Below are 12,990 nucleotides of genomic sequence, written 5' to 3'. Positions count from 1 at the left end.
GTGAAAATAATAAAAAAAATTAAGGGAGCATCTGAATCACTAATTGCGGATTCTGGAACGCCTTTAACAAGATGTTTTCCTCCCCTTTTTTAAAGGAAGAAGGAGGAAAAATCTGATTACTTGTAATATGATAGCGCCCTGCTGGCATTTTAGATAAATTCATTTGAAAACCGATCAAGGTTTCTCCTTGTTCATTTTCGGGAGGATCTGCCTTGCTCCAATCATCTCGATAAATCATCTCTGCCTTCACCCCTGCCTTAGTTAAGGCAGGATCCCAGTCGGTTTTTACCAAAATAGTGCCTTGTTTGCCCGAGGCCACCCACCAGGACACTTCCTGGCCATTCAGATTTTTCTCTTCTTCGCTCATTTGACCATCAAAAGTAACCGCCTTGGTCTGAGTATTCGTATAAAACTGGGTGCCTTGAAAACTATGACTAAAATCAAGACCCGAAAAACCAATCGAGTTTTCTGCCAAAGATTTTGGACCATCCAAAGGATTAGACATCTCACTAGGAATCAAGATGTTATAGGGATAAAAGAAAAAATCACTTTCAATTTTAGGTGACACTCGAATAGGTCCTAAACTTTTATAAATGATAAGGCGACGGATTATGCGGATGGGGCCTGCCTTATAACCAATTTTTTTAACGGTGACATTCTCTTCAGTGACGGTAACGTCAAAAAATTTCTTAAGGGCCAGTAGAAAACGCACCTTAAATCGGTCGATGATATTCTGATTAGCTGAAGCGATGGAATTTTTTGGGATCAATTCATTTTGAACCAGCGGATATTTTACATCAAAGCGGCTTTCGTAACCCAAGGCATCCACTTTATCTTCGTTGGGCAGGTAAGAAACGTAATTTTTTTTATCTTCCGCAAAATTGGGCATTTTTTCACTGAAGCAAATATAGCTATAACGCCCTTCCAACTGCACTTCAGCCATCTTGTCGCAAGCCTTGCTAGAAGCCTTCTCACCCATGTCTTGAGCCATCCACAAAATTTCTTCATCGGCCTCTAATTTTAAATTGCCAACACTGGATTCCGTCCGCCTTGAAAAAACTTCTCCCAAGGCCCATTTTCTGTTTTTAGAAGCAGGGGAAGAAGCAGGTCCATCCATTTTTTCGTCAATTTGAAAAGGAATTACCTTCCAACCCTGCTTTTCAAAGCGTAAAACCTTCATTTGGCGAACGTCTTGATTTAAAAACTCAGGAATCTCTGCGCCTTTGAGATGGATAATTTTCAGATTTTGATAGGTATTTTGAGAATAAGAGACACTTGAGAGAAGCAAGAACACCATTCCCGCAAACCCGAAAGCCCATTTTAAACTCATAGCGCTAATGAAACTCTTCGCGCAAACGAAGGGGCTCTGCTGCATCAAAATCTTCGACAAGCTTTTTAGATTTTTCACCCAAAGTTTTGGGGACCACAATTTTGGATACTGCATAAAGATCTCCCTTCACAGCATCCCCCGAAACAATGCCCTTACCCTTTAAACGAAACTTTTGTCCAGAGGAAGTGCCTGCAGGGATTTTCAATTCCCCATAGCCCTCCAAAGTGGGAATACGAACGGCTGCACCTAAACAAGCCTCTTTAATACTCAGTGGCAAATCAAAATAAACATCCCCACCTTCACGTCTGAAATAAGGATGCGGCTTCACCTTGATCTCGATGTACAAATCGCCTGCAGAAGCACCTCTGCCGCCAGGTTCTCCTTTTCCACTTAAACGGATCTTCGAACCCGTATCTACAGCAGGAGGAATCTTGACGTTGATCTTCTCCAGTTTTCCGCCGCGCTGAATCGAAATTTTGGAAGTACTACCCTTCACTGCTTCCAGGAAATCCAGTTCCATCGAATATTGCAAATCCTGACCTTTTCGAACCTCAGAAGTATAATAATCTCTATAATTTTTGGATCTACTCCCTGTCTTTCCAAAACCAAACATATCTCCAAACAAATCATTAAGATCCGGACCCGCACTTTGCGTTCTAGCACCTCCAGTACTCCGCCTGAAAAAATCCGCAAAATCCTCGGCACCGCCCGTCCCTTGAGGACCTCCCGACCAGTTATAACTTCTTGAAGCAGCATCAAAATTGGGATTGGCACCCAATTCCCCGTACAGGTCGTACTGCTTTCGTTTCTTTTCGTCGGAAAGGACTTCGTAAGCCTCGCTGGCCAGCTTGAATTTTTCTTCGGCCGCCTTGTCGTTCTTATTCACATCGGGATGATATTTTTTGGCGAGCTTGCGATAAGCCTTTTTAATCTCATCCTGAGAGGCCGATTTGGAAACGCCTAAGGTATCGTAGAAATTTTTTGCCATTACTTATTTGCCCTCTCCATATATTCCTTGGAGAGGGGATCCACCTTGATCATATCCCCTTCATTAATAAACTGGGGGACTTTTATCATTAAACCGGTTTCCAGTTTTGCGGGCTTATAACTGGAGGTAGCGGATTGGCCTTTGATAGAGGGTTCTGTTTCAACCACTTTCAGCACCATGCTTTTAGGTAAATCAATGCCTATGGGCTTTCCTTCGTAAAATTGAACCTCAATCAGGGTATCGGGAAGTAAGAAATAAACCGAATCGCCCAGCTCATTTTTATTGAGCTGCACTTGTTCATAATTTTCTGTATTCATAAAAAAATAGCTGTCACCTTCCTGATACAGATATTGCATTTTCTGATTGTCCAGGGTGACTTTTTCCACTTTATCGAAAGAGGAAAATCGTTGCTCCAGTTGGGTGCTCGTGCGCAGATTTCGCATCTTCACTTGCATAAAGGCACGCAAATTTCCGGGGGTACGATGAATCGATTCCATGACATAATAAACCTGTCCTTCGAATTCGATAATCATCCCCGGACGGATTTGGTTGGCAGTAAGCATAAAAACTCCTTATTAGGTTGAACTGAAACGGTCTCGCCCCTAGCATGAGAAGCATAAACGATGCAACGATCTCCTCTCAAACCCTACAAAAAAAAGTCGTCCTTCCTCAGAAGGGCGTTTATCCCTGTTTTGTCAATCCTGTTACTCGTTTTTTTGCTTCAAATTTTGCTCCCCGCCCATGAAATTTTTCTCCTCACGGTAAAGAATCCTCAAAGCACAAAATTTATTCAAACCTATCTTAAGGGATGTGAGCATCCCTGTTTTTTTGAGCAAGAATGGGTGAATCTGGATAAAATTTCAAAACATCTTCAAGAAGCCGTGCTCATTGGAGAAGATGACACTTTTTTTGAACACGATGGCATCGACACCGATGCCTTGGAATCCGCCTGGGAGGCCAATCTAAAAAAGAAAAGAATTGTCCGCGGGGGCTCCACCATTACGCAACAATTAGTGAAAAATCTATATCTGGATGCCTCTAAAAATCCTCTCCGAAAAATCAAAGAAATCATTTTGGCCCTTTGGATGGAAAAAGTTTTGGAGAAAAAAAGAATTTTGGAAATTTACCTCAACGTCATCGAGTGGGGCAAAGGCATTTATGGAGCCCAGGCCGCAAGCCATTTTTACTTTAAAAAAGATGCCGAAAACTTGAACAGCGAAGAAGCGGCTTATTTGGCTGCGATTATTCCAAACCCCAAATACTTGTCCGATCCCAAAAGACAAAAACGCGCCCAGAGGCGCAAGGCAATATTATTGAGAAGGATGCAGAGTAGGAGTTTTGAGGAGTTGTGAAACTTAAAGCTCCCAAGGTTTGCACAAAATATTTTTTCTGCATTTTATTAAAGGAGGCTCATCACGAAACTGAGTGGGTAAATTTGAGATATTTAAGGGTAGGGAATATGTACGAGTAGCGGATAAGAAAAGGATTGAGTAGGATGAAGAACTTGTATCACAATCAAGAATTAGAAATAGGCAGAAAGGATTCCCCTCTCCCCTTGGGGGAGAGGGTCTGGGTGAGGGGAGAAATAAATGGGTGTACTTGTTGGCATTTCAAAACTACTCAGAAAGGAAAGTACAAATACAGGAAATGATCTTTGGTACTATTTGAGATCCAGGCGTTTAAAGGGGTTGAAATTTAGAAGACAACCTATTCTTGGAGCTTATATTGTGGATTTCGTATGTTTGGAAAAGCGCATTGTGGTTGAGCTAGGTTGAGTCAGATATTGGAAGCAAGTGAATGAACCCCTCACCCTGCCCTCTCCCTCAAGGGGCATAGGTATCTACACATCTTTTGGTATTGCCCCCTCTTAAGCTAAGAGGGGGTTGGGGGAGTTATGGAAAACCGTGCAAATTACAGTATTTTTGAGTTCAGCAAGATCTTCCATAACCCCTCCTAACCTCCCCTTAGCTTAAGGGGAGGAACAGCAGAGTCAATAAAACCCATAGTTTGCTGAGATGTGTAGATACCTATGCTCAAGGGGAGAGGGGAATAAATGAATGAGCAGTTAAAGTATATTATTTTACCCACTCGATAGCGTGAAGCCCCCCTTATTTTTTTACCCCTTCTGTGCTGAAATCACCGTGGTCGGATATACCGCCGACAAGGCACTGGTCTTGCGAAATTTACAGCCAGCCAGCCATTTTTTAAATTCCTTCACCGTAAATACATCGCCCTGAGTACTTTGCAGAATCATCTTTAAACCGAACAGCAATGCAATCTTGTCACCGGTTCTCAAGTCGTTGGCCACATATTCGGCAATCAGCACCCGGCCTTTGGGTCTTAAGGCCTCGTGACATTTTTTGAAGAGCTTCTTTGAATCTTGCTCGCCCAAATGATGGCAAAGATGTCCGATTAAAATAACATCGTAGTGCTCTTTTTTTAAGGAATATTCCAAGACATCTCCGGCCAGGTAATTGTACTGCTTTTCCACTCTAAATTTTTGCACAAACTCTCGGGTTAGAGGCAAGATGCCTTCAAAATCGAGCGCATCTACCTGACTCTGAGCATCGGCCAAGACAAAGGCCAGGCTCCAGGCAGCAGAACCTGCACCGATATCCAACACTTTTAAATTTTTTAAACTTTTCCCCACACCTAGTTTTTTGCTAATGAAAACAGCCGAGGCATAAGAAGTGCTAAAGATATCCCGGGAAGAATCCTGAATTCCCCTCATGCGTTCCTCGCAGCTTTTCATGTTCAAGGAGGGCCCTTTGCGCAAGGCCTCAAGCAAGGGGTGCCAGTTCTCGAAGTTAAAGGCATAACGAAGTAAAACATCCCCAATATACAGAGCCCCACCTTTTACCAAATATTGTTTGGACTCCGAACTCAATTGATAGACATTTTTTGCCTTGTTTAAAATCTTAAGCGCCACCAAGGCATCCAGTAAAATACGCAGGGAACGCGCGGAAATATTCAAGGCGGGGGCCATGCGTTCTACCGTATTCAATTGATTGGCAATGAATTGAAAGAGATTTAGCTCAATGGCAGCAAGCAAGGCCTGAGTGCCTGCAAAACCAGAGTAGACCTCAAATATCTGTTTGGGTTGTACCTCGAAGAGCTTATTTTTTTCATTCACCTGATTATTTTTTTTGAACATTCAAAAACATCCTATGGCTTTTTCAATAAGGCTTTCAACGCTGGGAATCTCACTTTGAACCACAGAGAGAAAGCCAAAATCCTTGGCGGTCTGAGCAGTGGTAGGGCCGATACAAAGACAGGGCCGTTTCAGCAGCATATTTTTCTGTGCTTCGTTCAAAAGGGCAAATAAATTCTTGATGGCAGAGGCAGACGCAAAGAGTAACAAATCCAATTTTCCAAAGTCCAAACCTTGTTGAAGTTTCTGGACTCCTTCTGAACAGGCTTGGGTTTTATAGGCAAAAACCATTGTGAGAAAAATATTTTCTTGCAAAAGTCTCTCCACAAATTCCTCTCGTCCCTCTTGAGCACGCACAAAAAGCACTTTTCCGTGGATCATCTTCCCCAGAATCATCTCCTGAGCCAGACCAGCAGCAGAGCTGTTTTGAGCTACCCTATCGGCCTTCAAATAAAATTTTTCCAAGGCCAAAGCTGTTTTAGGTCCTACACAGGCGATTTTTATTTTTGGAAAAAGTCGAATGTCTGGATGAAGACTCAAAAAATGCTTCATGAAAAATTCGACACCCTGCGCACTGCTAAACACTAACCATTCAAATTGGGACAGATTTTGACTGACTTGATCCAGATCCTCCCAAGAATCCGGTGCACTAAACTCAAGACTTGGGACTTTATACACCTCTGCTCCCAAGGCAGATAAGCCATCAGACAACTCCGATATTTGAGAGGCAGCCCGAGTCACCAAAATTTTTTTTCCAAACAAGGGAAGTTTTTCATACCAACAAAGTTTGGAACGAAGCTTAACCACTTCTCCAATCACCATCACCACGGGAGGCATCAATTTTATTTGCTGCATTTCATCAGCAACTTTTTCTAAAGTAGAAATATAAGTTTTTTGTCTAGGGGTCGTTCCCCAACGAATGATCGCAACGGGGGTGGATCCACGCATACCGCCCTGTAATAATCGGGCACAATTCCCTTGGAGAGTCTTCACTCCCATCACCAAAACTATAGTTTGCATTTTAGCCAAGGCGGGCCAATCGATGGGATAAGGACTATTCTCCTGGGTGTAGCCTGTGACAAAAGCAAGGGTAGAACTCCAATCCCGATGAGTCAGCGGAATCCCTGCATACGCTGGGGCTGCAATAAGTGAAGAAACTCCGGGGACAATTTCAAAAGGAATATTTTCTTGAGCTAAGCGCTCTGCTTCTTCTCCCCCACGGCCAAACAAAAAAGGGTCTCCTCCTTTTAAACGGATGACGCATTTACCTTCCTGAACTGCTTGAACCAGTTGGTCTTCGATATGAGTTTGGGAAGTCTTGTCACCCAAACCGCGCTTGCCCACATACACGCAATTTGCATGTGGAGGGGCATATTCTAAAATTTCTGGATTCACGAGATTATCGTAGAAAACAAGATCGGCTTTAGAAAGAACCTGAGCCCCTTTTAGAGTCAGCAAACCCTTATCTCCCGGCCCAGCGCCGACGAGGTAGATTTTTCCTTTACGACTCATACTTTAAAAAACTCCTCTGCCCCTTGTGCTTTTAATTCATCAACCAACGCTTGGGCCATCAGCAGAGCTTGAACAAGCTCACCTTCTTTTTCTGCTTCCAGATAACGACTTCCATCCTGGTTTGAGACAAAGGCTTTTAGTGACAAGCCATTGCCTTTTAAAAAAGCATGCGCACCCAAAGGCAATTCACACGAGGCCTCAAAATGCCTCATCAAAAGGCGCTCTGCTTCTACACAAACATGGGTTTGAGGATGATCTAAGACTTGCAGAATATTTTGTAATTCGCGGTCACATTCCCGATATTCCAGACCTATGGCCCCTTGACCGGGTGAGGCAATAAAATCTAGTCTTTGGAAATGAGTTTGAAAAAGGCCCAAACGCTTTAGCCCTGCGGCAGCCAACAAGATGGCATCCAAAGCGCCTTCCTTCAACTTGCGCAGGCGCGTATCAATGTTTCCACGAAGATCTACTACTTTCAAATCGGGACGAAGGCGAAGCAATTGAATTTTTCGGCGTAGCGAGCTGCTGCCCACTTTTGCTGCCGGAGGAAGATTCTCTAACTTGCCTTCATTTCTACAAATTAGGACATCGCTCGCATCTTCCCTTTCTAAAATTACCCCCAGTTTCAATCCCTGAGGAAGCAGCGCCGGAACGTCTTTCATACTGTGCACCGCAAAATCCGCTTTCTTCTGCAGCAAGGCCTCTTCAATTTCTTTGACAAATAAGGCCTTGCCCCCCACCTCCCGCAAAGGCCGATCTAAGATAAGATCGCCGGAAGTTTTCAGGGGAAGGATTTCCACTTTTAAACCGGGATGTTTCTGTTCCAACAAACCTTTTACCAGATTGGCTTGGAACAAAGCCAAGGCGGAAGCTCGTGTCGCTAAAATAATGGAATCTCGCACAAAAAATCCTCCAATAAATGGGCTAGTTTATTTTGGTTTTGCTGCGCCACCTCTAACACCCCCTCATGAGAGAGGGTTGAAACAGAATCGTTGCAAACGTTGCTTATACAAGAAATAGCCGCCACTCGACAAGCAAGATACTTGGCCACCAGCACCTCAGGGATAGTCGACATCCCCACCGCATGGGCACCCCAGGCGCGAAAGGCCTTGATTTCAGCAGGCGTTTCATAGCTGGGGCCATTCAGTCCCAAATAAACTCCAGAATGGAGTTTAATCTTCTGTTGCTGCGCAATTTCAAGAAAGTGTTTTTCCCAGTTTTTATCATACAGCTCGTTCAGGGAGATAAAGCGATCTCTTTCGTACATTTGCCCAATCTCACGCAAGGGATTAAAGCCCATGAAGTTGATGTGATCCGACACGTACATCAAATCTCCTACCTGAAATTTTGGATCCAAGGCCCCTGCTACGTTGGTAAATATAAAATTTTGGATCCCCAACTCGTGATATAGCAAAATGGGGAAACAAAGATTTGGGATGCTAAACCCCTCATAATAATGCAAGCGCCCTTCTGCCACACAAAAGGATTTATCACCCAGTAACACATGATGCAAAAAGGGCTTATGCCCTTTCACCGTGGGTTGTGGAAAAAAAGGAATAGTGGAGAAAGGAATACTTTGAAGAATTTTTGTTTTACCGAGAAATGCAGAAGACAAATTTGAGCCAAAAACGATAATACCCGAGGAGCTTACCCTTAGCTTTTTTTTCAGCCAGGCCGCACTTTTTTGCACTTGATGCACGTATTTTGAAGCTTGCATAACGAGTGTTATGCCTTTAGGAAACTCGCTCTGTCAAAAGCAAATATGATTACCCTCAACTCCAAAGCAGAAAAGCGTCTTCAACAAGGCCATCCCTGGATTTTCAGATCGGATCTGAGTATTCCAGAGAATACCCTGGCTGGAGCAGTCTCCCTGCAGAACACTTCTAAAAAATTCCTGGGGCTGGCGCTATACAGTCCCTACTCTCAAATAGCACTGCGAACGCTGTCTGCTAAAAATCAATCGATCGATCTCAATTTTTTTAAGCAAAGAATCACTCAAGCCTGGGAAAGACGAAAACAGTTAAAGCTCCCCTCGAATGCTTATCGCATCGTCTTTGGCGAATCGGATTTCATCCCCTCTTTTATTTTGGATTTTTACAATGGGGCCCTCAGTTTTCAGATTCTAAGTGCCGGCCTCGAAAGCTGTAGAGGCCTTGTTTTACAGGCCGTGGAAGAGATTTTTCATCCGGAAATTCTGGTGGAACGCAATGATGTTTCCGTGAGACGCCTTGAAAATCTGGAGCAGGCCCAAGGGCTGCTGAAGGGCGAAAAATCTTTTATCGAAATAGAAGAAGGCTCGCTTCGTTTTGAAGTAGATCTGCTGGAAGGCCAAAAAACGGGGGCTTTTTTGGATCAGCGCGACAATCGAATGTTGGCCTCTCTGCTGGCTCAGGGTAAAAAAAAGCTGCTCGACGCTTGCGCCTACAATGGTTGGTTTGCCTGCCACATGGCAAAAAAATCTGCGGGAAAGGTGATCGCGCTGGATCAGAGCGAGAAGGCTCTCCAACAAGTGGAACGGAATGCCAGGCTCAATCAACTGAACAACATCGAAGTGCTCTGCCAGAATGTATTTGATTATTTAAAAGAAGCAGATCAACGAAAAGAAAAATTTGATTTGATCAATTTGGACCCGCCTGCCTTTGTAAAATCAAGCTCCCAGCTGACTCAAGCCCTGAAGGGCTATAAAGAAATCAATCTCAGGGCCATGAAGCTTCTGGAAGCAGAAGGAATTTTAATCACCTCCTCTTGTTCCCATCACCTCAGTGAAAATTTATTTATTGAAGTACTGCAGCAAGCTGCGCGAGATGCAAGGCGTCAAGTACAAATTTTATTTAGAGGCCAGCAAGGCCCAGATCATCCTGCCTTACTGGGTTTTCCAGAATCGAAATACCTCAAGTGTTTTGTCCTGAGGGTGATTTGACAACTCCTCTTGTGTGATTTTCTAGGAGATTGTTAAAGTAGGGATTAATTTTAAAATCTTTGCTTAAAAAAGAAATATTAAAATGAAGCACAAAAATTTTTCACCAACGCCAACAAATCCGCCAACACTTCAGTCGCATGTGTTTTAGGGTCCACCTTCAAATAGGCGCGTGCAATTTTCCCCTGGGGATTAATGAGGTAAGAAATTCGTTTGGTGAACAATAATCCCTTGGCCCCATAATCGCTAATGACCTTTTTGTCAGGATCCGAGATCAACAAAAAGGGCAGCTGATATTTGTTCGCAAATTTCTGATGGCTTTTTACTGTATCCGAACTCACCCCAATCACCACCGCGTGTTTTCGTATTTCCGAGAATTCATCCCGAATACTACAAGCTTCCTTGGTACAACCTGGAGTGTCATCCATGGGATAAAAATAGACAAAGACCCACTTTCCCTTAAACTCTTTCAGACTTCGTTTCTTTCCTTCTTGATCGAGGGCTTCAAAATCAGGGGCGTCTTGATTTTTTTCGAGGCTCATCGGTTTTCTCCTTCCAAACTTGATTGTGATACACTTCAAAATATTTTTTGAGCACCGCTTGGGCAATAGGTGCAGCGGCCGCTCCTCCGTGTCCTCCATGTTCTACGACGACTGCCAACGCAATCTCCGGATTTTCTGCCGGTGCATAGGCCACAAACCAGGCGTGATCTTCCGTTTTACGGGACTTCGCCTTTCGGCCCTGCGTGTCATAATTCACCACCTGGGCAGTTCCAGTCTTACCTCCTATCTCTACTCCTGGCAAAGCGATTCGATGGGCCGTTCCGCCGGGGTCTTGCACCACTCCTTTTAAGGCAGACATCAGCGTTTTATAAATTTCTGCAGGAATTTTCAGACCCTCCTCGTTTTTTTTCACTCCCTCTTTCCCCTCCTCATTTTTCACAAGATGAGGCGTGATTTTTTTTCCACCGGAAGCCACGGTCGCCATCATCAGGGCATTCTGTAAAGGGGTCACCAAATCGTAACCCTGTCCAATCGCCATCGATAAAGTTTCGCTGGGATTCCACTCTTCTTTTTTAACCCGTTTTTTCCATTCGCTACTCGGAATTAAACCACTGCGCTCGTAATCCAAATCGATGCCCGTGAGCTGCCCCAAGCCCAATCGTTTGGCATACTCGGCGATTCTATCCACCCCTAATCGTTCTCCGAGTTTGTAAAAATAGACATCGCACGACGACATCAAGGCATGATAAAAATCCACTTGTCCATGCCCCTTGGCATTCCAACAACTAAAGCGCCTGCCTCCACTCATGTAATAACCCGGACAAGAAAATTTTTCTTGAGGAGATATTTTCCCCTCCATCAAACCGGTCAGGGCTGTGACAATCTTAAAAGTAGAACCGGGAGGATAAGCTGCCTGGAGTGTTCGATTGAGCAAGGGCTTCAATTCATCTTCATTAATTTTTTTCCATTCCTTTGCACTTATATTAGACAAAAGTTGATTGGCATTGAAGGAAGGTTTTGAAACCAGGGCCAAGACATCGCCGCTTTTCAGCTCCAGAAGGGCTAGGGCCCCAGACTGATTTCCAAAAGCAGTGTTTGCAGCCTCTTGTAAATCCCTATCCAAAGTCAGCTGCAAGTTTTTTCCTGGCAACGGATTTTCCAACAAAGATTCCTTGGCCATTCCAAAAGCAAGAGCATTCATCTCTCGTCCAAAGGCATCTACCACAGTTTGTTCTTTTCCATCGACTCCCCTTAAAGTGGCCTCATAAAATTTTTCAAGACCTTGCACTCCTAACCAATCCCCCCCTTCATTTCGAACAAAACCCAGGGGATGAGAAAATAGTTCAGACTGAGGATAAGTGCGTAAAGGCTCAATCTTAAGATCTATCGCTGAAAAATCGGCATATTCATTATTTTTTTGGGCCAAATTTTTAAAGATATTTAATTGGGCGGCTTGATCTGAATTCAAATCCTGCATTAAAAGAAGGGCTTTGTATTTGGGAGTTTTTTTATTTTTTTCCAAAATTTGAGAAAAAATTTCCTGGCTTTGCCCCGTAATTTTCGAAATTTTTTCAAAAAGAGCCTGGGTATCTTTTATTTTTTGCGGGGTTAAAAATAAATTAAACGAGGGACGCGTTGTCGCCAGCACCCTCCCCTTGCAGTCCGTCAAGATACCGCGCTGAGCCAGTAGGGGGGTTTCTTTCAAACTGAAATTTTCAGAAATTTTTTGGTACGCAACCCTCTTAAAAAGCTGCAAATAAAGCAAGCGACTGCACACCATCGCAAAAAACAGGACAATGACAAGACCCATGAAGAATATTTTATTGCGAGGGAACATCCACTCACCAATCATTTTTCAGACCAAAACGCCGTCTAAGTCTGTGCTTACGCAATTTGCGCGCTTTAAGAAGATAGAGTTGGCCTTTTCTAGACCCCAAGGAAAAATAACGTTCTTCAAACAAGGCAGCAGGTTCGTGGATTATCCATAAAAACAAAAGACTGGAAAAAAACAAGTTCAAATAAGCGCCCAAGCGGAACTGTTCCACCGTGATTTGATATTCGGGTGAAAGAAATAAAAAAAGCAACTTCGATAAAAAAACAGCAAGAGAACTAAAAACCGCTTCCATAAAAATTTTTCCACCTTGGGAAAATGAAAGAAAGAGGCGTAAAACGACTAAGGTGAAAAATTCTATGAACACCAAAAAATTAGAAGAGCAAAAGACTGCACGAATAAAAAAAATAAAAATCGCCAACCCAAGTATCTTTTCACGCTCCAAATTGAGCAAGGCATAAGTGAAGACAACAAAAGAAACACCCGGGAAAAAAAGAAGGCGGGCAGTGCTTTGCTGTTCAGCAAAGAAAAGAAAAAGCCAGAAGAGAAAGAGGAGGAAGGGGTTTTTCATATATCCTATACATTCACGTATTCCATGTATTGGCTGTAACACATAAACTTGAGTTCCGCAGATTTTAGTAAGAAGCCACTCTGAAAAGTCCTCTCTCCCTTGAGGGGAGAGAGTCAGAGAGAGGGTGATCCTGAGTGCACTAGAAATACCCCTCACCCTAACCCTCTCCCTCAAGGGGAGAGGGGAA

General features: G+C 43.5%; 13 protein-coding genes. 3 read left to right on the top strand and 10 right to left on the bottom strand.

Annotation, left to right across the window (positions count from 1 at the left end):
* Window positions 1-19: 19 nt before the first annotated feature.
* From HQM15_01765 to efp, 3 genes are read right to left on the bottom strand one after another with little or no spacing between them, the layout of a single operon-like run.
* Entirely contained in the window at window positions 20-1,330 is a 1,311-nt protein-coding gene (locus tag HQM15_01765; GenBank protein ID MBF0491491.1) for a hypothetical protein, read from the bottom strand.
* A gap of 4 nt (window positions 1,331-1,334) precedes the next feature.
* Window positions 1,335-2,318, bottom strand: coding sequence for a DnaJ domain-containing protein (locus HQM15_01760; GenBank protein MBF0491490.1), 984 nt, complete (start codon window positions 2,316-2,318; stop codon window positions 1,335-1,337).
* The gene (gene efp / locus HQM15_01755; GenBank protein ID MBF0491489.1) at window positions 2,318-2,881 is read right to left on the bottom strand and encodes an elongation factor P; all 564 of its coding nucleotides are present in this window, start codon (window positions 2,879-2,881) and stop codon (window positions 2,318-2,320) included. The genes HQM15_01760 and efp overlap by 1 nt, the downstream gene beginning before the upstream one ends.
* Before the next feature lie 60 nt (window positions 2,882-2,941).
* Between efp and mtgA the strand changes: the two genes are divergently transcribed.
* On the top strand, window positions 2,942-3,670 hold the full coding sequence (gene mtgA / locus HQM15_01750) for a monofunctional biosynthetic peptidoglycan transglycosylase (GenBank protein MBF0491488.1): 729 nt from the start codon (window positions 2,942-2,944) through the stop codon (window positions 3,668-3,670).
* Between the two features lie 237 nt (window positions 3,671-3,907).
* On the top strand, window positions 3,908-4,093 hold the full coding sequence (locus HQM15_01745; protein MBF0491487.1) for a DUF559 domain-containing protein: 186 nt from the start codon (window positions 3,908-3,910) through the stop codon (window positions 4,091-4,093).
* A gap of 341 nt (window positions 4,094-4,434) precedes the next feature.
* Here the strand turns inward: HQM15_01745 and HQM15_01740 are convergent, their stop codons facing one another.
* From HQM15_01740 to HQM15_01725, 4 genes are read right to left on the bottom strand one after another with little or no spacing between them, the layout of a single operon-like run.
* Window positions 4,435-5,472 carry a class I SAM-dependent methyltransferase gene (locus HQM15_01740; protein ID MBF0491486.1) on the bottom strand — a complete coding sequence of 346 codons (1,038 nt, stop codon included), beginning with the start codon at window positions 5,470-5,472 and terminating at the stop codon, window positions 4,435-4,437.
* Entirely contained in the window at window positions 5,473-6,981 is a 1,509-nt protein-coding gene (cobA, locus tag HQM15_01735) for a uroporphyrinogen-III C-methyltransferase (protein MBF0491485.1), read from the bottom strand.
* Window positions 6,978-7,883: a hydroxymethylbilane synthase gene (gene hemC / locus HQM15_01730; GenBank protein ID MBF0491484.1), complete on the bottom strand. Its 906-nt coding sequence runs from the start codon at window positions 7,881-7,883 to the stop codon at window positions 6,978-6,980. Before hemC ends, cobA begins: the two co-directional genes overlap by 4 nt.
* Window positions 7,862-8,698, bottom strand: a complete 837-nt coding sequence (locus HQM15_01725; GenBank protein MBF0491483.1) for a purine-nucleoside phosphorylase — start codon at window positions 8,696-8,698, stop codon at window positions 7,862-7,864. Before HQM15_01725 ends, hemC begins: the two co-directional genes overlap by 22 nt.
* 45 nt (window positions 8,699-8,743) lie before the next feature.
* Here HQM15_01725 and HQM15_01720 point away from each other — a divergent pair, with 45 nt between their 5' ends.
* Complete coding sequence (locus HQM15_01720; GenBank protein ID MBF0491482.1) at window positions 8,744-9,901, top strand: class I SAM-dependent rRNA methyltransferase; 1,158 nt, start codon at window positions 8,744-8,746, stop codon at window positions 9,899-9,901.
* A gap of 77 nt (window positions 9,902-9,978) precedes the next feature.
* On the opposite strand, the gene HQM15_01715 is transcribed toward HQM15_01720, so the two are convergent.
* The 3 genes from HQM15_01715 to HQM15_01705 are packed head-to-tail and all read right to left on the bottom strand — an operon-like array spanning window position 9,979 to window position 12,803.
* Window positions 9,979-10,440, bottom strand: a complete 462-nt coding sequence (locus HQM15_01715) for a peroxiredoxin (GenBank protein MBF0491481.1) — start codon at window positions 10,438-10,440, stop codon at window positions 9,979-9,981.
* The gene (gene mrdA / locus HQM15_01710; GenBank protein MBF0491480.1) at window positions 10,409-12,253 is read right to left on the bottom strand and encodes a penicillin-binding protein 2; all 1,845 of its coding nucleotides are present in this window, start codon (window positions 12,251-12,253) and stop codon (window positions 10,409-10,411) included. Before mrdA ends, HQM15_01715 begins: the two co-directional genes overlap by 32 nt.
* A complete protein-coding gene (locus HQM15_01705) occupies window positions 12,243-12,803 on the bottom strand; it encodes a hypothetical protein (GenBank protein MBF0491479.1) in 561 nt (186 codons plus the stop codon). The genes mrdA and HQM15_01705 overlap by 11 nt, the downstream gene beginning before the upstream one ends.
* Window positions 12,804-12,990: the final 187 nt, after the last annotated feature.

It is taken from the genome of Deltaproteobacteria bacterium, from assembly GCA_015233135.1.
Taxonomy (GTDB): domain Bacteria; phylum UBA10199; class UBA10199; order JADFYH01; family JADFYH01; genus JADFYH01.
The sequence above is the reverse complement of the archived record's forward strand: the minus strand, read 5'-3'. Positions and strand labels throughout refer to the sequence as shown.